This is a genomic window from Leptonema illini DSM 21528 (genome assembly GCF_000243335.1).
In the GTDB taxonomy this organism is placed as follows: Bacteria; Spirochaetota; Leptospiria; order Leptospirales; family Leptonemataceae; genus Leptonema; species Leptonema illini.
Genome location: NZ_JH597773.1, coordinates 2,543,469 through 2,568,288, shown reverse-complemented (window position 1 = coordinate 2,568,288; position 24,820 = coordinate 2,543,469). Strand labels below are relative to the sequence as shown.

Annotated in this window: 13 protein-coding genes; 11 read left to right on the top strand and 2 right to left on the bottom strand. The window is 54.1% G+C overall.

Features of this window, described 5'->3' with window-relative positions; translation table 11 throughout:
- Positions 1 to 316: 316 nt before the first annotated feature.
- The 7 genes from LEPIL_RS11825 to LEPIL_RS11795 all read left to right on the top strand — a co-directional run bounded on the left by LEPIL_RS11825 (position 317) and on the right by LEPIL_RS11795 (position 6,834).
- Entirely contained in the window at positions 317 to 739 is a 423-nt protein-coding gene (locus LEPIL_RS11825; RefSeq protein WP_002772742.1) for a c-type cytochrome, read from the top strand.
- Between the two features lie 253 nt (positions 740 to 992).
- Positions 993 to 2,822 carry a Sec-dependent nitrous-oxide reductase gene (nosZ, locus tag LEPIL_RS11820; RefSeq protein WP_211208643.1) on the top strand — a complete coding sequence of 610 codons (1,830 nt, stop codon included), beginning with the start codon at positions 993 to 995 and terminating at the stop codon, positions 2,820 to 2,822.
- A 51-nt stretch (positions 2,823 to 2,873) separates the two neighbouring features.
- Complete coding sequence (locus LEPIL_RS11815) at positions 2,874 to 3,473, top strand: hypothetical protein (RefSeq protein ID WP_002772739.1); 600 nt, start codon at positions 2,874 to 2,876, stop codon at positions 3,471 to 3,473.
- A complete protein-coding gene (locus LEPIL_RS11810; protein WP_002772738.1) occupies positions 3,470 to 3,949 on the top strand; it encodes a nitrous oxide reductase accessory protein NosL in 480 nt (159 codons plus the stop codon). Before LEPIL_RS11815 ends, LEPIL_RS11810 begins: the two co-directional genes overlap by 4 nt.
- 95 nt (positions 3,950 to 4,044) lie before the next feature.
- On the top strand, positions 4,045 to 5,310 hold the full coding sequence (nosD, locus tag LEPIL_RS11805; RefSeq protein ID WP_002772737.1) for a nitrous oxide reductase family maturation protein NosD: 1,266 nt from the start codon (positions 4,045 to 4,047) through the stop codon (positions 5,308 to 5,310).
- 2 nt (positions 5,311 to 5,312) lie between these two features.
- Positions 5,313 to 6,035, top strand: coding sequence for an ABC transporter ATP-binding protein (locus tag LEPIL_RS11800; RefSeq protein ID WP_002772736.1), 723 nt, complete (start codon positions 5,313 to 5,315; stop codon positions 6,033 to 6,035).
- Positions 6,013 to 6,834: an ABC transporter permease subunit gene (locus LEPIL_RS11795; RefSeq protein ID WP_002772735.1), complete on the top strand. Its 822-nt coding sequence runs from the start codon at positions 6,013 to 6,015 to the stop codon at positions 6,832 to 6,834. The genes LEPIL_RS11800 and LEPIL_RS11795 overlap by 23 nt, the downstream gene beginning before the upstream one ends.
- Positions 6,835 to 6,885: 51 nt before the next feature.
- Here the strand turns inward: LEPIL_RS11795 and LEPIL_RS22105 are convergent, their stop codons facing one another.
- Together LEPIL_RS22105 and LEPIL_RS11785 are read right to left on the bottom strand one after the other, a co-directional pair.
- Entirely contained in the window at positions 6,886 to 10,392 is a 3,507-nt protein-coding gene (locus tag LEPIL_RS22105) for a PAS domain S-box protein (RefSeq protein ID WP_002772734.1), read from the bottom strand.
- Between the two features lie 142 nt (positions 10,393 to 10,534).
- Positions 10,535 to 11,452, bottom strand: coding sequence for an NAD(P)H-dependent flavin oxidoreductase (locus LEPIL_RS11785; RefSeq protein ID WP_002772732.1), 918 nt, complete (start codon positions 11,450 to 11,452; stop codon positions 10,535 to 10,537).
- Positions 11,453 to 11,582: 130 nt separating this feature from the next.
- Here LEPIL_RS11785 and LEPIL_RS11780 point away from each other — a divergent pair, with 130 nt between their 5' ends.
- From LEPIL_RS11780 to LEPIL_RS11765, 4 genes are read left to right on the top strand one after another with little or no spacing between them, the layout of a single operon-like run.
- Positions 11,583 to 12,794: an MFS transporter gene (locus LEPIL_RS11780; protein ID WP_040918719.1), complete on the top strand. Its 1,212-nt coding sequence runs from the start codon at positions 11,583 to 11,585 to the stop codon at positions 12,792 to 12,794.
- Positions 12,787 to 15,885 carry a hypothetical protein gene (locus tag LEPIL_RS11775; RefSeq protein ID WP_002772730.1) on the top strand — a complete coding sequence of 1,033 codons (3,099 nt, stop codon included), beginning with the start codon at positions 12,787 to 12,789 and terminating at the stop codon, positions 15,883 to 15,885. The genes LEPIL_RS11780 and LEPIL_RS11775 overlap by 8 nt, the downstream gene beginning before the upstream one ends.
- Entirely contained in the window at positions 15,882 to 16,529 is a 648-nt protein-coding gene (locus LEPIL_RS11770) for a YdbL family probable chaperone protein (protein WP_002772729.1), read from the top strand. Before LEPIL_RS11775 ends, LEPIL_RS11770 begins: the two co-directional genes overlap by 4 nt.
- A gap of 10 nt (positions 16,530 to 16,539) precedes the next feature.
- Positions 16,540 to 24,678 carry a PD40 domain-containing protein gene (locus LEPIL_RS11765; protein WP_002772727.1) on the top strand — a complete coding sequence of 2,713 codons (8,139 nt, stop codon included), beginning with the start codon at positions 16,540 to 16,542 and terminating at the stop codon, positions 24,676 to 24,678.
- Positions 24,679 to 24,820 lie beyond the last annotated feature (142 nt).

Genomic DNA, 24,820 nt, shown 5'->3' with positions numbered 1-24,820 from the left:
TATTTCGATGAAAGAAACGGCAAAACTGCCCTGTTTTTCGGTAATTTTGTTTACATCTTGCGCAAACCGTGTTCGTATTGGGTAATTCCTGATATGGATTCTAAGTTCCGCTCAGGAGAGGCCCGCAGGGTTCGATGCAATGCGAAGTTCAGGGTCGAAACAAAAAGAAAATGCGAACCGAAAACATCCGGTTTCGCGGAAAAGATTGACGGTGCCGGCGGTTTGTGATATAGTGAGCATTGAAGACTTGAAAGTACTAAATAACTGTCCGGTTCATGCGAAACATAGGCCGGCTGTAAAAAAACAGGAGATCCAGATGAAAAGAGCAGTTCTGGTTATCGCGGTCCTTGCACTTGCCGCGTGCAGCAAGCCAGCTGAAGATGCAAAAAAAGAAGAGCCGGCTTCGTCCAAAGGAATTGGACCGGTGCAATCCGTAACGATCGGCGCCCTTGACGCCGCTATGGCTGCGAAAGGCGAGAAGCTTTTTAACGACAAATGTTCGGCCTGCCATAAGATCGATGAACGGTATGTCGGTCCGGCCATGAAAGGCGTTACGACCCGTCGTTCTCCGGAATGGGTTATGAACATGATCATCAACCCCGTTGAGATGACGCAGAAAGATCCGACGGCGAAAGAGCTGCTTGGTGAATACATGGCTCAGATGACGAATCAGAACGTAGGCGAAGAAGAGGCCAGAGCCCTTCTCGAATACTTCCGCAAGGTGGACGGGGCGCAATAGCCCCGTGTTTGTTCTCTTTACATAAATTTTTAGAAAGCTCCGGAGCTCGCAGGAGATCCGGAGCCACAAACACAGAAAGCAGACAGGATAACAGGAACCGCGAACCGATTTTTTAAAGGTTTAAATCAAGGGTTCAAGAGTACAAAAAATGAAGACTGACAGGACAATATTCAGAACAGGTGCAGTCTCTGTTCTGGTACTTGCTTCCGCCATCTTTTCCGTCGTAGCATGCGGCGGCAAGGGCGGAAAAGAGATGCTGGCCAGCGATGCGGCACAGCGTGTGTATGTCGCTCCGGGAGATAAAGACGAGGTTTACCTCTTTACCTCCGGCGGCTTTAACGGACAGGTCGGCGTTCAGGGCATTCCCTCGGGCCGTCTGATCAAGGTCATTCCGGTGTTCTCCGTATGGACTGAGAACGGCTACGGTTTTGACGAAGAAACGAAGATGATGCTGAATACGTCGCACGGGTTTCTTCCGTGGGATGACAGCCACCACCTTCAGGCGTCACAGACCAAAGGCGAACAGGACGGCCGCTGGCTCTTTATCAACGGTAATAACACCCCTCGTATCGCCCGAATCGGCCTCGAAACGTTCGAAACCGAAGAGATCATCGAGATCCCGAACAGCGCCGGTAACCACGCCTCTCCTTTCTTAACCGAGAACACGGAGTATGCGATGGCCGCCACGCGTTTCTCTATTCCGATTCCGCAGCGCGACATTCCCGTAGAAAGCTACGGTAAAGGCGAATTCAACGGAACAATCACGATGGTTGCCATCGACAAGAAGACCGGTGCGCTGAGCGTTAAGGCTCAGGTTCTTGTGCCGGGTTATAACTACGACCTCTCGCATTGTGGTAAAGGCCCGTCGACCGATTGGTGCTTCTTCACCACGTATAACACCGAGCAGGCCCACAAGATGCTCGAAATCGAAGCATCGAAGAACGACAAAGACTTCATCCTCGCTTTCAACTGGAAGAAGGCCGAGGCCTGCGTCGATCAGGGCAAGGCGCGCACCGTTCCGGGACCACACGTAATCAACCGTCGCGGTCATAACAGCAAACCGGCAACGTCCGAAAAGGTCGCCACCGTGAAGATGCTGAATCCGACCGACTGTCCGGGCATCATGTTCTACATGCCGACTCCGAAAAGTCCGCATGGCGTCGACGTCGACCCGACCGGTGAATACATCGTCGGTGGCGGTAAGCTTGCGACAGTAATTCCGGTTCACTCCTACTCTAAGATGATCAAGGCCATCGAAGATAAGTCGAACTTCACCGATGAGCGTATGGGAATTCCCGTTCTGAAGTATGAATCGACTCTGGCCGGCGAAGTGCAGAAGCCCTGCCTCGGTCCTCTGCATACGGAGTTTGACGGTAAAGGCTACGCCTATACCTCCTGCTTCGTAACGTCCGAAGTCGTGAAATGGAAGCTCGGAAGCTGGGAAGTCGTTCAGAATATGCCCGCATGGTATTCGATCGGTCACCTGAGCATCGTCGGCGGCGATTCGGCTAAACCTTACGGCAAGTATCTGGTTTCGCTGAACAAGATCACGAAGGACCGCTATCTGCCTACCGGCCCCGAGCTCGTGCAGTCCGCACAGCTGTGGGACATCTCGGGCAGCAAAGCAGAGCTTCTGCTGGACTTCCCGACGCTGGGTGAGCCTCACTATGCGCAGATGATTCCTGCCGCTCTTATCAAAGATAAGACGAAGCAGATTTTCGAGCTTGAAAAGAACGAGCATCCTTACGCTGCAAAATCCGAAAAAGAAGCGAAGGTTGTGCGTCAGGGTAACGTCGTTCATGTCTACATGACGTCGATCCGCTCGCACTTCAAGCCCGATATCGTCGACCTGCGCGTCGGTGACGTCGCCTACTTCCACGTAACGAACCTGGAGCAGGACTTCGATATTCCTCACGGTTTCGCCATCTATGGCGCACCGCTTCCGAACATTCTGATCATGCCGGGTCAGACGCTGACGGTGAAATATGAGCCGAAGCAGCCTGGCGTATATCCATTCTATTGCACGGACTTCTGTTCTGCGCTCCATCAGGAGATGCAGCAGTACATCCGCGTCTCTCGCTGATTCTCACGGGGGCGAAAGCCCCCGTTCTTTCTCATGCACCGGAGGTGTGTCATGAAATTTCTCAACAATAAGATAAGCCCTCTTCATCGCAATCTGATCCTCGTCATCGCGGCGCTTATGGCCGTCGTATATTTTGTTCCGTTGTGGTACATCAGCCTGACCGCTCCGCAGTATCCGGAGGGATTGAGCATGAGTATCTACGTACATGCCATTCAGGGCGGCACGCCGCACGATTTAAAGAACATCAACCTGTTGAACCACTATATCGGTATGGCGGAGATCGTCGAAGAATCCATTCCCGAGCTGGCATTTATGCCCTATGTGCTCGGCTATATGATCTTCGGTGCTCTTGTCACGTTCCTCTGGCCGAGAGCGTATATGATCCTTCTTGGAATTATCAATCTGGGTCTTGTCGCCATCGCCGGTCTGTATGACTTCTGGAGATGGGAGTACAACTACGGTCATAACCTGAATCCCGACGCTCCGATCATCGTTCCCGGTATGACCTATCAGCCGCCGCTGCTCGGGTGTAAGACGCTTCTGAATATCGAGGCATGCAGTATTCCGCATTTCGGCGCGATTCTGCTTTTTGTTGCGGTCGGTATCCTGGTGTTTATCCTTTATACGGAGAAGAAAAAGGGGGTCGCATGATTCTCAATGCTGCCCGATCGGCTGCTATCGGATTCTTACTGCTATTCGCCGTTTCCTGTGCTCCGGACGGGCCGATCGTCGTCAATCCGGGGCAGGAGCGATGCGCGCACTGTCGCATGGATGTGGCCGATATGCGTTTTAACGCGCAGCTGATCACTGAAAAAGGAAAGCGATATCACTTTGATAGCATCGAATGCATGGAAGCCTGGATCATCGAAAACGCCGACCAGAAGGTCGCCCATGCCTATGTGAAGAACGTCGCTCAGCCCGATCAGTTCATCGAACGCGAGAAGGCGCTCTATGTTAAGTCCGAGCGTCTTGCCTCACCGATGGGAGCCTATCTTGCCGCGTACGGAACAGAGGAGCAGGTTGCAAAGGCGATTGCCGAATACGGCGGCCGCGAGTTACGGCCTGATGAACTGAAGGCTGTCGCCGATGATTGGAAGCGCAGCATGCACGATCACGGCAATCATTGAGTAGAGCATATACAGGGGCTTTGCTCCAAAAACCGTCTCGGTCCTGAAGCCCTTCCTGGGTTTCAGGACCGGCTCTTAATGAGGAGGGAGATTCCGTGAAAAGGATTGCAACATGGATGTCAGGAACGCTCTTTCTTTTGAGCCTCTGCCCTCTTGCAGCGCAGGGACGCGAGCTTCGCGTTTGCGCTGGTTGTGAGTTTACGTCGCCGGGTGAGGCCATAGCGGCATCGCGTGACGGCGATACGGTTTTGATCGATGGCGGCCTGCATCAAGTCGGTACGCTCGCGATCGATCGTTCGATCACTCTCAGAGGCATCAACGGAGCGACGCTTGATGGCGAGAGCAAGGGGCATGTGATCGACATGCTGGCCGACGGGATTACGATCGAAGGTCTGATCATCGAGAATCCAGGCGTCAGCGATATGAAGGAGTTTGCGTCTATTCACGGTGAATCCGTGCATGATTGCAGATTGCGCTTTAACGTACTTCGCAACGCCACCTACGGCATCTATCTTGCACGAAGCGAGAGGTGTTTGATCGAGCGGAACGTATCGCTTGGTAACGCGAAAGACGAGGTGCTCGGCGGAAACGGCATCCATCTGTGGTACAGCAGCAACAACAGTCTTTTCGGTAATACGGTCATCTCTCATCGTGACGGCATCTATTTTGAGTTCTCAGAGAATCTCGTGGTTAAAGATAATTCCGCTCTCTCAAACATTCGCTACGGTTTACATTTCATGTTCTGTCATCGCTCGCATATCGAAGGGAATCGGTTTTATCAGAATGCGACAGGAACGGCTCTTATGTATTCGCGACACCTTGAGCTTGTGGGTAACGCATTTAACGACAGCCAGGGGCCGAGTATGCAGGGATTGCTTTTGAAAGACATAACCGACAGTGTCGTGAAGAGAAATACGCTCACGCGCAACACGACGGGCGTGCTGGCCGATAACTCTTCGCGCAACAGGGTGGAAGAGAATCTCTTCGTTCAGAATGGACGGGCCCTTGAGGTGTTCGGCAACGCGCAGAAAAATACGTTTCACGGAAATATCTTCTTTCGCAATACGTTCGATGTGGCGACCAATACGCGGGATAACACAAACGACTACGACGGCAACTACTGGGACCGCTATCAGGGGTTTGACCTTGACCGTGACGGTAAAGGAGATATTCCGCATTCGCCCGTGCAGATCTTCAGTTTCTGGGTCAGCAAATACCCGGAGCTGTCTTTGCTTGCCGGATCGTCAATGCTGAATTTCCTTGAAATCATGGAAAAGGCCTTCCCGGTGTTAACGCCCTCGACGCTGAAAGATAAAACCCCTCTCATGCGACGCCCGCAGCGCGACAAGGACGGCTTATAAGAATGGAATCATTTCTATCGCTGAAGAATATCAGCAAAACCTACAGAAAAAAGGCCCGCCCCGCTTTGCATGACGTTTCTATTGACATGCAAAAGGGACAGGTCGTCGCTCTGCTCGGGCCGAACGGTTCAGGAAAGACGACGTTGATCAAGATACTCATGGGACTCGTAAGACCCGACGAAGGATCGGTGCTTCTGGTCGACGGTCGTCCGGTTCCGTTTGATATTCCGGCGCGCATTCCGACCGGATACATGCCGCAGAATCCCGCATTCCCCGATAATCTGCGCGTATCAGAGATCGTAGAGTATCTTATGGGATTCTCGAAATCCGATCCCGTCTATTTCGACGATCTTATGAAGCGCATGGATCTTCATGCCTTCTATGACCGGCGTTTCAGAGAGTTAAGCGGTGGCATGAAGCAGAAGCTCAGCGTCTTTCAGGCCTTTCTGTATGAACGTAGAATCCTGATTCTCGACGAGCCTTCTGCCGGACTGGATCCGTTTCATGCAACGTCGCTTAAACGTCTCATTCGTGAGCGAAGGGACGCCGGTTCGCTCGTTCTTATCACCTCGCATGTGCTCTCTGAGATCGAAGAACTGGCCGATATGATGATTCTATTAATAGACGGCACCGTACATGTTCAGCAGAGTCCGGCTGAGTTCGTAAACGCTCGCAACGCGAGAAATCTTGAGGAGGCTCTCAGTGGTATTCGCGAATATGCTTGAGTCTGCAAGGCGCAGATCCGCCTTTTCTAACATCGTTCTTTTTGAGTTCGCCGACGCTCTGCGCAGTCGGTGGTTGATCGTCTATGCGCTTCTGATCTTCAGCTTCTCGTTCTTTCTTCTTTCGCTCTCGTCGGGAGGCGGAGACGTCGCCGCCTCGCTTCTGAATTTCGTGCTGCTGCTCGTGCCGCTCTTTCTGCTCGTTTATGGCACGGTGGCCTTTCATGGCTCGCTTTCGTTTCAGCGGGTGATCCTGGCTCTCGGCGTTTCGCGCACGACTCTGTATGCCGGGCAGTTTGTCGGTCGGCTGCTGGGGCTTCTTCCTGGTTTTGCCGTCGGATTGTTGCTGGCGTTCATTCTCGCCAGTTCCATCGAGGCCATCGGCTCGCTTTTCCTGATTCTGACCTATGGCCTGCTTTTGAACGCCGTCTTCCTGGCGTTATCCTTTCTGCTCTCGCAGCTTTCAGAGCGTCTTGAGCTCTTGATCGCCGCCGCAATGGGAATCTGGTTTGTGTTGTATGTGCTCTATGATTCGCTTCTGATGTTGATGGTGATCTTTTTCGGCGATTTTCCGTTGCAGAATGTTCTTCTTTCTATGACGCTTGTAAACCCCATTGATACAATGCGATCGATCGTGCTGATGCAGGGAAATCTGCAATCGCTGATGACGCATTCATCGGCCGTCTATGCAAAGGTGCTTTCTGGTTACACGGGAGTTATCGTCGGCACGATCGTGCTCTTTTTACAGGCCGGTGTGGCCGCCTTCATCGGTCTGCACCTGTATAGAAAAAGGGATCTGTGAGACGCTGCGCAAAAGCGGCACAGGCAGCGCTGCAGATTCGGGATTAAGCGCCTATTTCTTTCGGCCTGAGATGGTGCGATGAACGACGGTGTAGAGCTCGGCCGCTCGCAGCGGCTTTGCCACGTAATCGTTCATGCCCGTCGCCAGGCATCGCTCTCTGTCGCCCGACATGGCCTGCGCCGTCATGGCGATGATGGGAATATCGGCCACAGGCACCTCGCCCGAACGAATACGGGCCGTTGCCTCAAAGCCGTCCATCTGCGGCATCTGTATGTCCATAAGCACGAGATCGAATTTTTCCGTGCGTAGCTTTTCGATGGCCTCCGCTCCGTTCGCGGCAGTGTCGACGGTGCATCCTTTCTTCTTCAAGAGAAGAATGGCCAGTAGCTGATTTTCGGGCGAGTCCTCGGCGAGTAAAATGTGAAGCGGCCCGCATTCAACGAGATCTTCCGCCGCGGTGCTTGAAATTCGTTCAGAGGCCCCCGTTAGAGTTTCGCTCGACGAATCCCCTGCATGAAGTTGTTCAGAGTGCTTCATCGGCAGTTCGAACCAGAACGTCGAGCCTTCACCGACTTTGCTGGATGCTCCGATCGTACCGTGCATACGATGCACGAGTTCGCGAGAGATGGCAAGGCCCAGGCCTGTTCCTCCGAAACGGCGCGTGGTCGAGCTATCTGCCTGTGTGAAGGGCTGAAAGAGCCTGCTCAACGCTTCTTCGGGTATTCCGATACCCGTATCTTCGACCTCGAAGCGAACGATGGATTCCGTTTCGGTTTCGCGAATCAAGCGAACGCGCACTTCGATCGTACCTTTTTCGGTGAACTTGACGGCATTGCTTAAAAGGTTCAAAAGCACCTGGCGCAGCCGCAGCGCATCACCGGACGCGATAGCGGGAACATGCGAGTCTATATCAACCATGACTCGCACCCCTTTTTCGCCGGCCTTCAAGGTCAGAAGACCGGTCGTTTCTTTGATCAGAGAGGGCAGATCAAAGGGGGAGTCGCTCAATTCAAGCTTGCCGGCTTCGATGCGCGACAGATCGAGGATGTCGTTGATGAGCGACAGAAGCGCCTCTCCGCTCTGCTCGATGATGGCTGTATAACGCTTCTGATCGTCATCGAGATCGGTTCCAAGCAGCAGAGAGGCGAAGCCGAGGATGGAGTTCATCGGCGTGCGGATTTCGTGACTCATGTGAGCAAGGAAGCGACTTTTCGCTCTGTTTGCCTCTTCGGCCGCCGTACGGGCACGCAGCAGCTCTTCCTCCATCTCTTTACGTTCGGTGATGTCGGTGGCCACCCAGACATAACCGCGCTGCGGATCCAGCGGATCAAGGAAACGCCCGGCAACAGTACACCAGAGCAGTTTGCCGTTCTTATTGCGGAACTGCCAGTCCAGCTGCACCTCGCCTTCGGCATTGATCTTCGCGTAGGCAATGCGTGCAAATTCGGTGAAGCTATCGGAGTCGGGAAAGATCATCCGGGAGGATTTCCCGGCGACGGCATCGGACGTATAACCGAAGATGCGAGCGAACTCCTCATTCGCCTCGATGATGATCCGATTATGATCGAGAACGAGAATAGCCGCTCCGTTGTGATGAAAGATCGTCTCTTTCCAGTTCAGAGATTCGCGCAGTCGCTCCTGCGTATCATGCCACTCGGTGATATCGCTGATGTAGCCGTGCCAGAGCGTGCTGCCGTCGGGAAGCCGTTCGGGAACGGCGTCTCCGCGTCGCCATTGTGTGCCGCGATCCGGAAGGATCACACGGAATTCCAGCCGCCAGGGTGTCAGGAAGCGCGCCGACATGTTAATGGTCGACGTTACGGTATCGTAATCGGCCGGATGCAGGCGGTCAAAAACGGCAGAGGCATCATCGCGAACGTCTGCAGAGCTCAATCCGTAGATGGCCATCATGGCTTCGCTGGCAAATGGGAAGCATGCCGTTCCGTCGGGCCTGAGCAGATATTGATAGATCATGCCCGGCACGCGTTCTGAGAGCTTCTGTAAAAGTCGGTCGCGATCGGCAAGAAGCTGTCCCCGTCGCTCCTGCTCGGTTCTGTCATGGATAATCGAATAGAGGATCTTTCGGCCTTCCATCTCAACGGGACCGGAATGAACTTCGACCGTGCGGACTTCGCCCGTCGACAGTCTGTGCGGAAAAATAAAATAAGTGCGCTTCTCGCTGAGGGCGTTTTGCATCTCTTCGCGAATCTGTTCGTCCGAGAGCGTGTTTATCTGCTGGATTCGCATCGATTGCATCTGCGATCGAGTATAACCATAGAACGAACAGGCGGCCGGATTCGCATCGACGATGCGGCCCGTAGAGGGTTCGACGAGAAGCTTGATCGCCTGATTGCGATCGAACATGGCGCGATGCAATTTATCGCGTTCTCGTAGCGCTGCAAGCGCCTCGGCGCTGCGCCGGCCGACGACAAGAAAGCCGATGTAAAGCAGACAGACGAAAAAAATACCGGCGATCGTAATGAGTCGGGTCGTATGAACGGTTTCGTTCCATTGCCTGCTCGGAATCATCTCAAGTAAAAGCCGATTTTTCGCATCTCCGGGAATGGGTTGTCCGATGACGATCCATTGTTCGTTAGCCGAGTCCAGGGACATGACAAACGGCGTCGCCGAAGGCGGGATTCTCTGGAGAAGCTCCGCTCCTGGATAACTGAGAGAAGCCTCTGGAATGGGCGTCGCGCCGTCGAAGCGCAGAATCTGAACGCGGGCGAATTCGGGTAAGATGCTTCGAAGACGCAGCAGGCTCTCGGGCATATCTGCGGAATCGTTCAGGATGGCGGCGCTCAGGCGCAGCGTGTGAAAGGATTCGCGTCGCTGGCGATCCTCTTCTCTCTGTCCGGCCCATTCGGTTAACGTAAATCCTGCCGCGAGAATGACGAAAAGCAAGGCGGCGCCCGACCATTTAAAGCGCGGACGGATAAGCGGACTCGATTCGCGAAACAGCCGTCCATAATGAAGCCACAGGATGAAATTCAGACTGAACAGTATTCCGGCGGCGGCGATATCACAGGAGAAGACGGCGTTCGGCGTCGGCTGCAATATCTGATAAACGGGACAGACGAGATGCCGGATCAGAATATAGAGCATTAGAAGAGACAGGCTTGATTGCAAAGAGCGGCGCACCTTCTGTCGCCAGAGGGTGATGCCCGCTGCAACAAAGAGCGGTAGCGTGCCTGCGGCAATGCTGCTTTCAAGAAGTAAAAGGCGTTCCCGACCGGAAAAAGGCAGGGCGACGACAATCAGCGCAAGCGCCGGAGCGGAGTAACTCCAGAGCGAGGCGTTCAGAAACTGGCGGGCGAATTCAAAGAGCGACAGCAGCGAAAGGACGGCGATAAGGTAGGCAAAGGGCTCAAGATCGGGATCGGAGTATTCAAGCAGGCGCATCCAGTGCGACAGCGTCTGCAAGAAGCCGGCGATAATCAGCCCTTCCCAGGGGATGGCCGCCGTCTGCGTGTCAAAACGCCGCATGCCTCGCTGCATCGAGGCGAATAGCGACAGTAGAGCGGCCCCCAGGCCGTTCACAAAATATAGATAATCCAAGACTGACTCCGGCGCCGTTGTTCAGGTTGCGCTTGTTCGACCTTTTTCTATATGACGGGCGAACGGGTGCCTTCCACTTTTTTTATCTATATTGGTGGCGGAAGCATCCCTGAGAAAGCACTCAGGGATGATCTGTCAATCTTTATCGAGGCAGAGCGTTTACAATCTGCAGATACTGCTCGGCCATGCCGCGCACAACGTCGGCGGCCGGCGTGATTTGCTGAATCTGTGTGACCCCCTGGCCTGCCGACCAGATGTCTCGCCAGCGCTTGTATTCCTCTTCTGTGTGCGACTCGCCTGCGATGGTGCCGGGCTTGCCTATATTCGCACGTTCCACGCTCTGCTTCAGCCAGTTGGCCGGAATGCCGCTGATCTCGGGAGTGTAGACGATGTCGGTGTAAGTGGAGTCGAGGATCATCTGCTTGTATCCCTCGGCTGCCTTTGCCTCGGGCGTGGCGATGAGGCGAGTTCCCATATAAACCGCCTGAGCTCCCAGCGATAAAGAGGCAGCCATCTGCCGGCCGTCGCTGATCGCACCCGAGGCGATGACGGGCAATCCGATCTCGTCCACAAGCTGCGGAATAAGGACATATGGGCTTACGCTACCGGCATGGCCACCGGCTCCATGCGAGACGGCAATCAGAGCGTCGGCGCCTGATTTGGCGACGATACGCGCATGCTTCAGCGTCGTCACGTCGCAGAAGACCTTTGATCCGGCTGCCTTCGCTTCGCTTACGATGGTGCGCGGCGATCCGAGCGATGTGATAATCAGCTCCACCTTGAATTCCAGGCAGACCTCGAACTGACGGGCCCAGTTAGGATTATGTTCTTTATGGAGTATGAGGTTGACTCCGATCGGTTTTTTTGTCCGGGAGCGTATCTCGGTAAGACCTTCGCGCAGCTGCTCGACCGTTCGGTAGTTCAGAGCAGGAAAGCATCCGATACCGCCGGCCTCTGATACGGCAACGACAAGGTCGGGCATCGACACAAGGAACATCGGAGCGCCGATGATCGGCAGATCGATGCCAAGCATTTCTGTAATCTTTGTTTGAATTTTCATGGTCCTGCAAACTCCCCGGGCGTCTATGGCTCTGCTGTCCAGGCTCCGGTTTATGAGATTGACTGTAAAGTCAAAAAATACAGGCGGGAACGCATACAGTCGGCAGAAAGGCATAGGTCCCTTTGCCTCGTTGTTTTCTGCGCCATGGCCTGAGATTCGTCCGCTTGTCGCCGCCTCGCTCGTTTATTTCTTCTTCTTCCTGGGGCATGGCTCTTATTTCACGACGCTCAGCCCGCATATGCTGTATCGCTTCGGCGATGATGCGCGTTATGTTTTCTTTACCGGGCAGCTGTTGTATCCTTTCGGATACTTCTTCGCCGGATGGTTCTCTGATAAAACGCGACGCATTCGTTCGGCGCTCATCGCCTTCTTACTGCTTCAGACGCCCTTCCAGTATCATCTTTTTTCGCCCGATTTACCTCTTATGGGATGCATCGTTTCGGCGGCGGTGACGCGGTTCTTCTTCGCGGCGAATACGCAGCTGCTGACGATAGCCGCACTGGAAAGTCTGAGCTTTCGCGGTTTCAGCGTCAGTCGTTCGGCGGGCACGTTTGGATTTTTCTGTATTCAGATCGGCATGCTTTTACTCGAGATGTTTGCGCTGAGCGATGCGGCGCCCGAGATACAGGGCGGGCGTGGAGGGCAGTGGGGCTCGGTATTCATGCTTGTTACGGCCCTGTTCGCGTATCTTGTTCCGGAGCGCCGCCGTTCGCATACGGAGTATTTCTTTCGCGATGCCTTTTCGGCTCTGAAGAAAGAAGGATTCTTACCGTTTTTTATCGTATCGTTCGTGTTCTACTTCTCATATCAGGTTGTGGACTATTATCTCGGCGGTTACTTACGTCAGGCCGGCGGCATGTCTTACGTCTATGGCGGATGGGGACTGGCCGTTCTTGTCGAGATTCCGCTGATGATCCTTGCCGATCGAATCGCCGGTCGACGCGGCGTTCGTTTTCTCTTCTTGCTTGCCGTGATGAGCGGCGCGATCAGGTTTCTTATTCTTGGCCTGGATGCGGTGATCGGACTTCCCGGCCTCATATTATTTCAGCAACTTTTGCATGGCATACATTTCACAGGATACTATATGGGCACGGTCTATCTGCTGCGGCGTAACTTTCCCGAGCATCTTTATGGCACGGGCATGGGCATCTACATGGTTGTCAGCGTCTCGGCCGGGGCGACGATCGGCAATCTGCTGACCGGCCTGCTGTTAAAAAGCGACCACGGATTTGCCGGTATCTTCTTCGTTTCTCTTCTGCTGCATCTGGCCGTGTTTTTTTCTTTTCTTTTTTTATCGCTTCCCGCTCGCAGCATGAAAAAAGAGGATTCGGCTCATGTCTGACCTTCAACGAAAAATTCGATCTTTGCCGCTGCGATTGAAAATCTGGATATCGGTCGTATTCGTCCTGATTCTCGCATATCAGATCCTCTTTTCTGCGCCGGTCGTCTCTTCCATATTGAGCGCGGCGATGCCCGCGTCGACGGAGCTGAAGGTACATGTGCGCAGCAGCTCTCTTTTCTTCGGCTTTGTTTTTGACGATGTCGTTTTGAAAGACCGCCTCTCGGGTGATTCTATCTTTGCCGCCGATCAGGTGCGCCTGAAATGGTTCCTGCCGGGTTTCCTTGCCGGGCAGATCGGCGTGCGTGAGATCGGGCTGCGCAATCCTACCGTATCTTTGATCAAGCGCAACGATCGTTGGAACAGCGATGCATTGAAATCCGATCGGCCACGCAAGAAGACCGAGAAGTCGAAGGAATCTTCGCCGCGGCCGCCGGAGATCGAGCTCTATCTGCCTGTGCGCCTTTACGGCGCGGTGCGCATCGAGGGGCTTCGTTTTCTGCTTGAAGACCATTCAGGCGAGAGGCTGCGGCGGGTGGATCTTTCGGACGTCGATCTGCACCTCGGCTTTGTGACGAAGACCTTTCACACCATTCCGCTTAACCTCGATTCTCTACAGCTTTTCGATTCGTTGTTCTTCGCCCTCAATCCGATCCGTCCCGTGCAGTTTGAGTATTCTGAGTTCGACAGCGTTCAGGGAAGACCGACGTTAATGCTCAAGCTGTATCGTGAAACGCTCGAAAACGGTACGGCCTTTCTTTCACGGCTGCGCATCGATGCGCGTGATCTGTCGCATAGACGATCGGGTATGGATATTCCCTTCGGATTGCGGCTGGAGCATGATATTCAGTACGATCCCGCGAAGGAGAGGTTTCTGATTCGCAGATTCAGGCTTGAATCGGGGCCTGATACGTGGCTTTCTCTTACGGGGGACTTTCGCCGTGATGAAAGCGGCTTTCATCACATGGAAGTGCGCATGCAGGAGTCGAGCATCGATCTCGACCGCATCGGACCTTTTATACAGAGGTTAACCAATAACGCCGTCGAAACAGGCGGACGACTTTCTCTTTATCCGCTTTTGATCACCGGTCGTCTGGATCGACTGAGCGCTCACTTCGGGTTAAGCGGCAGTAACGTGCGCGTGCGTACCGGAAAGTCGGTGCACGGCGTTCCGACGGCGCAGATCGACGTGCGCGGAACGGTTGATCTTTATGCGCTCGGCCTGCTTCCAGTCCCCGAAGGCTACTCGGCCGATCACAGCCTCGCATATGGAGTCGTTCGCGAAGCCTACATCGATCGCCTCGAACTCGGGTACAACGGCGCCTCACTGAGTGGAAAGGGATCTCTGCATCCCGATCAGGGCATCGTGCTTGATCTCGATCTCAAGAATTTTGCGCTCGGTCAATTCACGGCTCCGCATCTGACGGCGACGGGATCGGCAAGTTTGCGCGCTCGCTCGGGTACAGATTTCAGTCGCATCACCGTACTCGGGCTGGTGCGCCTTGATGCTGCGCGTTATCTGATCGATCGATCGCTGTCCGGCGTGCAGAACGTGGCGCTCAATACCGATCTTGACCTTGTCTTCCCCGGGCGAGGAGTGCGTCTTGACATCAGAAAAGCGGATCTGACCGGAACGAGTATGAAGGGGGCGTCATTGCTGCGGCTTCTCGCGGCAGGCGAGCTGACTTTCGCCGGGGGCCAGAGTTATACGGTAAGGCTGTCGGGCCTTGACGTGGACTATGAAAAATTGCATCCGCTGCTTCCAGGAAATCTGCGATCTGATCTGGAAGTGATCCGACCGTATCTTGAAAAAGGAGCGCACCTTGACGGAAACGCGCAGATACACATGGAAAAGGGGAGCGGTGTGATACAGGCGAGCGCCGCCCTTCTTCTTCCGTCAATCAGCGCAGAAGGATTGAATCTACAGGCCGACATGAGTACGGCGCCGGACGGCGTTCGCTTTCGCCGAATTCACCTGCACGGACTTCGTGGAGCGCTTAACGCCGATCTGACGGGATCATTAACCGGCCCGCCTGGAGCAAGGCAGCCCTATCTGGACTTTCGCCTTAATCTTTCGCGAAAGGGAATGCTGCCCGTGCATGAAAACGTCCGGCTTGACGGAACGGTCGATATCAGCGCGCAGATCCGACCGGAACAGATTGCGGGCAATATCGACATCCGACGATTCAACCTGATCTACAGCAATACGGCCTGTGTGCAGAAGACTGCGGGTTGCACATACTACAATATTGAAGATTTGAATTTCACGCTTCCGTTCGTGCATCGAAATCAGATGATCCCCGTTCGTTATGAAACGATGATCAATCCCGATCTCATCGATCGATTTCCCGATCGGCCGAATCTAACCCTGAAATCGGTATGGTCAAACCGGAGCCCTGACGGCCTTGTCGTCGATCAGGGCTTCTACTTCCTCGGAGCGCCGGCCGGCGGGGCCCGACCGGCGCTTGAGGCGAACCTTACATACAAACGCAATATTCTGGAAGGCCGCCTGCTTCGTATCAGCACCTACAGACCCTTGAAAGCGGGCGAGAAGACGATGGCGCCCGTGTACAGAACGGCTTCCGGTACGGGCTACGTTTCAAACGGAACGATCGAACTGCGGAATCTGTTCTTTAACGTTGCCGATATGAAGCCGGCCTCTATGGAGTATGGCGCTCATCTGTCCGTTCATGACCTGAACGTCGAACCGTACTTTCCAAAGGCCGATTCTTCTTATGACGGCATTATCAGCGCGACGGCTAACGTGCGAGGTGCGAACCTTGCCGACGCCGTTCGCAACATAAACGCTCGCCTTGCCGTCTATCGTATCAGCAAGGACTTCACAGGTCTTGCCGTGCGTATCATGGTGCCGTCCGATATTCTGGCAAAGCTTGTGAATAACACCCTCGAAATACCGGCGATGTCGGCAGAGCTTCGCGGCGGACTTGTCTATACGACGATACAGGTACGCAGTTCCGGAATCGTATCGTTCTCCAGGCTCGTCAAGCCCGCCGACGAGATGATCCGGCAGGAGAGAATCCCGCTGGCCGAGTTCCTCGAACGAACCCGTAAGGAAACAGGAGAATTCCAATGAAAAACAGACCAATCCTTAATTTCTTGCAATTCTGCGCCTCACGGATGCATGTTCCTATCATTCTCTGCCTGTCTTTACTCCAGTGCACGATCTATCAGAGGTTAACAGATCCTAAAGAGAACCCGCTTGCAGACGTCGCCAACCGATGTGCGATCGTAAAGGTCGACGTGCCGCCGATAACGCTGACACCTGAGCGTACGGCCGCCGAGCGTCAGCTGATCGGCGAAGAGAAAGAACTGCTGCCAGACGGGTGGTTGATTTCGTCGTCCAGCTATCTGCCGCCTCAGCCCTCGGCCGTCAGTCATCTGCCCGAGAACGTTCGCGCAGAATACCGAATGCTTGTTCTTTACGACGATATTCTGCTGCGATATCGTTATCTGGAATTCCTCGGGGAGGGACGGGACGGAGAAGTCTTCTTCGTTCCTGAAAAGGATGCTGGACGACGACTGAATGGAGAAGAAAGGATTCGACTGCAGGCCATCGTCGCCGAAGTAAATCGGGCGCGAAAGCAGATCTATAAATACTATCTTGAGAATAACGAGACCCAGGCCGAGGATTTCAGGCATTCCTTCTTTCTTGCCGCCGGTCGTAACGAATGGGTGCGCGACGAAAGCGGACGCATCGTGAAGAAGGCTTCTCTATAAGGCGGTCGTGATGTCTCTCAATAAAGGAATCCTGTTTTTTCTGGTTTCGGCTCTTTTCTCTTCCTGCGCCTCGGCGAAGATCACCGAGCCGCCGGCGTTTGATTATCCGAATCTGCTTGATACGTTCTTTAAAAAGAATCCGGGCGGACATTTTCCCATCATCATTCAAAGAGGAATGAACACCGATCCCTCGGTATCGGCTGCAGGCTATTTATTTTATGTGTCGGACGTTCAGGGCTCTCCCGATATCTGGATGAGGCAGCTTCGAACTACGGTTAACGTCCCCGTTGTGGAACAGGAGGCGGTTCAGAATTCCCCGGCGATCAGTCAGGACGGACAGCATCTTGCCTATGTGAGCTATGATCGTGACGCCTCTGGCGATATTCTTTTAACGAAGATCAACCCGGAGCGCATCGCATACGATGTGATGCGTGGAAACGCCATCCCGAATCACAGCGCCTCTTCTTTCAGCGTTTCGGATTATATCTCAGAGCAATTCAGCGAAAGCCGCGACGGATGTGCGGGCGATGCCGGCGAGCTTGATCCGGTTTTCTCGGCCGATCGCAGAACTCTATTCTATGCCAGTGATCGCTGTCAGCGAACAGTTTTCAGACTGTGGAGCCTGAAGCTGAACGAAAGCGGTCGCCCTGAAGGAAAGCCGGTACTTCTTTCTACGGAAAGAGCAATCCAGCCTTCTGCAACTGCTCGCACCATTGCCGCTACGGCTCTTGATGACCGAGGGTTACCCGAAGGCTTCCTGTTGATCTCTCTCGAATCGGGTAAAAGCCAGCGCATCGTTTACAGAAATGGAGGGATGGCGCTGAGGCCCATTCTCGCCCAGGACGAAAAAGAGCTGCTTTTCCTTGCCATCGACGAAGATACGAACGGCGATGGTCGGCTTGATCTGAACGATCGTGGCGCTGTGCATCGCATGTCCCTGAAAAGCGGATCGGTACGGCACGTAACCGACAGCACAATGCCCGTTTACAATATCGCGCTATCGCCGTATCTTGGCGGCGGTATATTGTATGCCGGTTATGATAACGACGCCGGCCGATCGCGAATCTTTCTTTCGCGTCCCGATGGACTGATTCCGCGCAAGAAAAACGCCCTCGACCAATATGAATTCGCGCAGACTTTTTCGGGCGACCGACGGCAACTTGCACTGGAGAGCGTTATCCAGTATTTCTCGGAATCGCCTGAATTCATTCTCGTAGAATATGACGTGCTCACCGATCTTTTGCGCGGATCTACCGACGGCGGGGATCGCAGCCGATACACGGAGCAGCTTCGAAAGGCCGAGCAGCAGAATGCCTTCAGCGAAGCGGCTCGAATCGCTCGTCCGGGAACGGCCGCTGCTATCGAGCTTGCGCTTCGATCAAAAAGGCTTTCCGATCTCGACCCAGTTCGACATCGGCTTGCCGTTTCTTATTTGCGAGAGCGTCTCGTACAGGCAAGAATTCGGACCGGGATGATCGCCGTCGCTCTTTCCACCGTGCAGCAACTGAACGCCGAGGATCCGGGCTATATCAATCGCAATAATACGCTGCTGACCGAGGCCGCTCTGCAGATTCGCATGAACGGTCGCGTCCCGGATCGCTTTCGCTCATTGCTCTCAGCTCCTGAAACGGAGCAGGCGCTGCGACAGCGTATTATTCAGGTCGTTTACGAAGAGATTAACCGGAACGCTGAAGACATGATTCCTGATCCGACGAACGAGTCTCAGCCGATTCTGCGAGGGCTTTATTATATATTGCAGGGAGAGAGGCTGTTTCGCGCAAGGCGATATCATGATGCCCGGTCCCGCATTCAGGAGGGTTTGAAGTTCACCGGCGACGGCAATGTGGCATATACTATCGGATGGAAGCTACTTGCCGCCATTTATGACATCGAGCAGAATCAGCAGCTTGCTCTGGATGCGCGTCTGCGTTTCTTGAAATCGTATAACCGAGATTGGAATCTTGACGTCGATGAGGCCGACTTTCTTCGTTTGATCGATGCTTCGCGTTCTTATATCGAACAGTATCGTCGCTCGGCGCAATCCATAGCCGAAGACGTCGAGGATCGACTGGACTACCGTTTTTTCTTGATCGGCGAGATACAGACGGCCGTCGGCAGCGAGAGAATCCAGCTCGATATGGTCGACCGGAATATGCTCGTTCAGTTTTGCGCCTCGGATTCTGCGGCGGGATTGCTTATCAACAACCTCGGTTATAAAGACTATATCGAGCGTTACGCAAAGATCTGTCGCTCCGTCTCTCCTTTTTTGCAGGGCAAGGCGGCGTCTATATCCCTTGAAGAGGGACATGAAGTCAGTCAGCTATTCTATCTTGTCAGCTATGCGAATGCGACGCTGGTTAACATTCTCTTTTTGCAGTTCAGAACGGCCGGGCTTTTCGACGAATTGCATGAGACGTGGTCCGTGCATTATCATCGCTGGAAAACCGACCTTGCCATTGAGCGATTGAAGCGAAATCTCACATGGGAAGAAAAGCGCAGCCGGATCATCAGTCGTGATACCGTGCAATCGCTCTTTCTTGAGAAAGATCCGTTTGACGCTCAGATATTTAACGAAATCCTGTTCGGCTATAACTTTGCCGAGCAGGACGGTCGTCGTTATTTCGATCATTCTCTGCTTTACGGTCATGCCTATCTTCTGATAAGAAAAACCGAAGAACGGGAGCGGTTCTACGATTCTCTGTTGAAACAGGGAGTGCAGATTCCCTCCGCTGTGATGACGGAGCGCAAGAAGGCTATCCTCGATGATTTAAAGCAGGCAGAATACAGACTTCTCTATATTCTGAACGTCGATCCGGGTTTTGTCGATGCGACACTGCTTCTTTCCTGGCTCTATCAGTACATAGATAGCCGCAAACAATCCGAGATATTGCTTGAGCCGGGCTATATCGACAGAGCCTTTATTTTTCTGACGGGCGTTCGACCGAGCAGCGTTCGTGACGGTATTTTCTATCGGGCGGAATACCAGAATACCTTTAACGGACGTTATTATGAGAAGAACGTCGACATGTTGAATGCCGCGATAGAAGAGATCAACCAGAAGATCAACCAGAGCGTCAGGCAGACCGGAGGACGTGAGCGTGATCTGGCACTTCTACAGTTAAACCTCGGTAACAACCACTTTCAGCTTGTGAATTACAGGGCTGCAACCGAGGCGTATGATCGCGCCGAGAAGCTTTCCACCCGCAGCAGAACGGCTATCTTTGAAGACGATATGCAGAGAATCCTGTTTCATATCAATCGAGGCCGTGCTCGCTTTTATTCGGGGCAGGCGGAGTCTGCGGCCAGAGACTTCGACTTCGCCGTCGATAAGCTGCGACAATCCGACTACTGGCCGAAATTTGAAGCGGCCAATCGCGCCGGATACAAATCGCTCTCTGAGCCTGATAACGCATACCTGAAAGCGAGAAGCGAGAGAAAACAGGCAGAACTCGTTCAGAGCCGTTACAGGCTCGCCTTCGCCCAATCGCTTCGCGGACTGGCTCATCAGGATGGCGGCAATGCCCGCGAGGCGATACAGGCCTATTCTGATGCATTGCAGATCCTGTATGGTCGTGAGCCGTTTCCCGCTCAGGGAATGGATAGAGCCGGCCTCGAAAACTATATAGCTCTCGCCTTTCAGGATCTTGAAGATTTCGATCGATCCGATCTCGCCGCTCGCGAGGCCGAAGAATCTTCGAAAAGGCAGGGGTTAACGCGCAACGATGATCGCTTTCAACCTCAGACGGTGGGCGGGCGCATCTTCGGCCTTCTGCTCGGATACGGCGAAGACTTTTCGGTAATCGGCGACGGACGTACTCCGTATGGATTCTCTCCGCTGCGACAGTTCGAGCTTTCGCTTGGAATTCGATTTCGCAACTTCATGCGTCAGGGCGACCTAGATCGAGCGGTGGAAATCCTTGCCCGCCGTATCGAAGTATTCAGCAAGCAGGATGGCGATGTTCGTCTCGGCAGTGAAGGGCAGATCTATGCATTCAACCAGAGGGCCGAGATCGCTCTGAATCAAAGAGAATATGATAAAGCCTTCGAGGATTATCGATCGGCGTCCGATGCCGCTCTGTCGGCCGGCATGCTCGATTCGTTTCGCCGTAACTTTCGCAATTCGTATATCGTTCTCTTTCAGCAGTTTGAAGCGACGGACGGCGATCCAGCTCTGAACGGTAGAATGCAATCGGCTCTGAAAGATCTCGTCGCCTTTCGGCAGAGTTACCGGGAAGCCCTGAAATCCGCCTACATTCGACAGCGGGAAACCGAAGATCCCGATTTTGAATACACCGAAAGCCACGATGATCCGGTACTGGAAAAGATGATGGTGCGAGATCTATCGGATTTCTCGGCCATCGAAGGTCTGCTGGCTTTTTATCTTCATCGGCAGATGAAGCGAGCGGGAAAACCCGACGATCGCAATATGCTGCTCATAGCCGAAGAAAGGCTGGATCAGGCCTCGTCCGCAGACGCGGGCGCCCCGACGCTTGCCGGAATTCGAACGCGGTTAAACCTGGCAAGGGTGCTCATTGAAAAGGGAGATCGCACGAACTTCGAACCGTTGCTGGAGCGTATTCAAGAGGAAACGTTCGAGTTTCACGCGATTCCCGAGCGATTCGAGTATTTCAGAATTCGCGGCGACGTCGCCGCAATGGACGGCCGCTTTGACGAAGCCCTGCGACATCTGAATAGTGCGAATGCCCTGCTTGTTGAGTTTCCGTTTATACTGCCGCTCGTTGCCGAACGAATTCATCCGCTTTTTGAGCGAATGGCGGAGCTTGAGATTCGATTGGGGCGACCGCAAAGGGCGCTCGTCTTTCTGGAGCAGGCTCGCCTGTACGGATTGCAGATCGAATTTTATCGTTATCCGCTCGACTTTTCGCGGCGGGATTCCGTCGAGATTCATCGCATTCTGAGACAGAGCCGCTCGAAACTGCGTAGCCTGCTGGCCGAAGAAACCCGACTCCGGCTTCAGCGGCGAAATCCGACCGAAGTCGTTAGAATGAGGCAGGAAGAAAGGAAGCGCCTTGACGCCATGCAGAAGGAGATGCTTCTTTCTGAGCCGTCGCTCCGGGATTTCATCGTTGCAAGCCCGCCGGCCCTGCCGTCGTCGCAAGATCGACAGCAGTACGTGAGGTTATTCTCCACCCCATCGTCCCGATATTGCATCCGTGTGTTCGGGCGCATAGCGGCCGCATCGTCTGACGTCGATTCTTGTGGCCTGGCCGTTGCTCCGACAGTGATAATTGCCGACTGGCGCAGCGCTACAAACGGAATGCTGACCGCCGCACTACAGCGCGTCGGACCGGAGCGCGTCCTGCGTACGACGATGAGCGACTCCTCAAGTGTTATGATTCGAAGCGCGTCCGATATTGCGAAGGGGTATCGGTTCTTTAATATTCGCTCAACAGGCCCGGCCGCCCATGATAACGTGCTTCGAATCGACGATGTGCCCGCTTCACATTTTTTTGCGCGCCGTTCGGGAAGGGTTTTCTCGGCGGCGGACTGGATCTCGCGGGATCGCCGTGCCGCTTTTGCGCTGATCGCATCGGGATCCGACGGACTGCTTCCGACTGCAGAAGAGGACAGTGAAGCCTTCCGTCGCTGGTGGGCGGGCATGATCTTCAGCTATGAGGTATTCAGGTCGACCGGCGGCGGCATCTTCCTGATTCACGGGAAGAATCCGCCCGCAGATCCGTCCCTGTTCGGTAAAGAGGATTCGCTGGCCTTCGGTACGCAGGGCTTTGAAAGGTCCGCCTTGCAGGAGTATCTTACGGCCAGCCATCGTGAAGCAATGAGACGCGGGCTGGCTTCTGTGAAGGACGATCGCAGGACCGCTTTACGGGAGTTTGAACTGGCAGACAGCCTGCTTGAGGGGTTACCCGAAGAGCAATCGATCGGGGCGAAGAACAGGGTGTATCTGGCTCGATCTTTAATCCTCGTTCGACCGGACGAAGGCGAGACTTTTTTCAAAGAGCTGCTTGCCGCTGAAAAACAGCGTCTGGAGCGGTATGCCCTTTACCGATCCTATATCGGCGGACTTGCCACAGTCGGTCGATATCAGAAGGCGCTTGAAGTGTATGAAGAGAGTCTGCGAGAATTCCCCGAACAGCGCGAGAGAAAGCAATCCGAGAAGGTCGTTCTTGAATATCTGAACGGGCTCAACCAGGCCGAACCGTCGGGACGCGTCGTGAATACGCCTGCCGAGCTGTATGATCTATTTCAGAATGATCGCAGCCTCGTCGAGGCGGGCGTGCAACTGCTCTACCGACACGGAAGCTTCGATCTGGCCGGCTCTCTTATCACGAAGGGCGAGCGCGAAAGCGGATTACGCCCTCGTATCGCTCTTGAATCGGCCCTTCTGCGAGGCGAAGGTATCGATGAAGCCATAGCCCTGATTGAAAAGTCGAACCTTACCGAAAAAGACACCGATCTCAATCTGATCCTCAGCGCTTACAGGGGGCGCTGGAAATACGTCGAAGATCTTCTGAATGGAACGGCCGGTTCCGTCGGCCGCTCGCTTTTCGAACAGAGAAGGCTTCTGTTGCGACAGATGCGTCAGCGCATGGAAGAAGGTCGCACCGGCCTTGATAGCCTCACCTGCCTTCAGGGACCGCCGAATACGTCCAGGTTGTTGGATTTCGTTCCTTTTCGCGATAAGACGTCCGATAGAGAATCGGCCTGTTCGCTTCTATCGCAGACCGAGCAGCTGCTTCAGCTGCGTATGGCTCTGGACTCCATCCCCTTCGACGGCAATGATCAGGTAAAAACGATCCTGCACCAGATGATCGATGGAGCGAAGGTGCATTCGACGCGGCGAGCGTCGCTTTTTGCGCTGCTTGCGGCAAAGGCGTATCTGCTGGATCGCCGCCCTGCGCTTGCCGCAGAGTTCTTAAACCTGCATGCATCCCTTTCCGGTGGGCGTCCTGTGCCGGCCTCCCTGGCAGAAACGCAGGCGTTTACGACTCTCTGGTTAACTGCTCTTGGATGGAAAACGCCGGAAAAGCAGCTGGAATATGCGATGCAGACCGAGTACGGAGCGGCTCTTTTCAACAGCGTTGCCCCCGTCGTAGCGTCGCCTCTTAACAGTAGCGTGCTTCCGGCGATGAGAGATGCGCTTAAGAGACCCGCCTTTTCTGCGGAGGACTCGCTTCTGGGTTTGTATCTTCTTGAAGAGAAAGCGGTGAAGGCCGGCGATGCGGAGCTTCTTTTTGATCTTCTGATCGCCCAGAAAAGGATGCAACAGGGAAGAGACTGGAAAATACCGCCCGTTGCAAAAGAGCTGATAAGACGGATCCCGTCCGAACAACAACTGACCGTTCTTCATGATAGCGGAACGGTCTTCCGGCTGTTGCGTATAACGTCCGACGGGATCACGATGACGACTCTGCCCGGTACCTCCGTTTCGCTGCGAAGTCGACTGCTTGAGTTCTTTCAGAATTCGCAGGGGCGCGAATCGGCGGTTGCGCTTGCCGGCGAATACGATGCCATGCTGCCCGTTGCCGGCGAAAAAATGCATTATCGATGGTTAACAGGAGTGCATGCTCTTGCTCCGCTTTCTCTGTCGGGAAGCGAGGTTCAGATCATCGATCCGGAATCGCTACTTGATTCGACACGTAATGATGGTCGATTCCGACCTGACTTCAGGGTCAGACTGAAGACGCAGCAGACGGCCCACCCGTTGAATGAGTTGTACCGCCGCACAATAAAGCAGCTTGTCGACTGGACCAACCTCGAGCTTGAACGCATGAATCGTCAGAGGACGGGTACCGTTCTTGTGCAAGAAGGATGGGAGCCCGTTTCTGGAGCCGGCGTCTGGGTTATCTATGAAGAGATGAGCCGACCCGTTCAAGATTTAACTCCAGGACGTCGGCAGCCTCTTCTCTATGGCTTTGGCGTCGCTCCAGGCGTATTGCAACACGGTTCTGGAGTCATCGGTCGTATGCCCGCCGGTAGCCTGGGCTTTGTACCCGGCTTTGTCAGGGCATATATTAAAGCCGACCTGCCTTCGAATTCGGCCCGTCAGCGCTTTGATTACGCCCGTCAGCAGATACAGGAAGGAGAGGGTGCTGAATACCTGTTCTTGAAACCGGCTACGTCCGCCTTTATCGAACAGCCCGTGCTCTCAGAGAAAAGCGGACGATGAAGGTAATGCCGACCAGGTCAAAAGGGCAAAAAAAACCCCCGGGGGGGAACCGGGGGAAGGAAGAGTGTTCATGCGAAAAACATTAGCACCTGCGGCGCTGAATGCTACAGTCAGAATATTCAAAAATCGTCGCCGGTCAAAC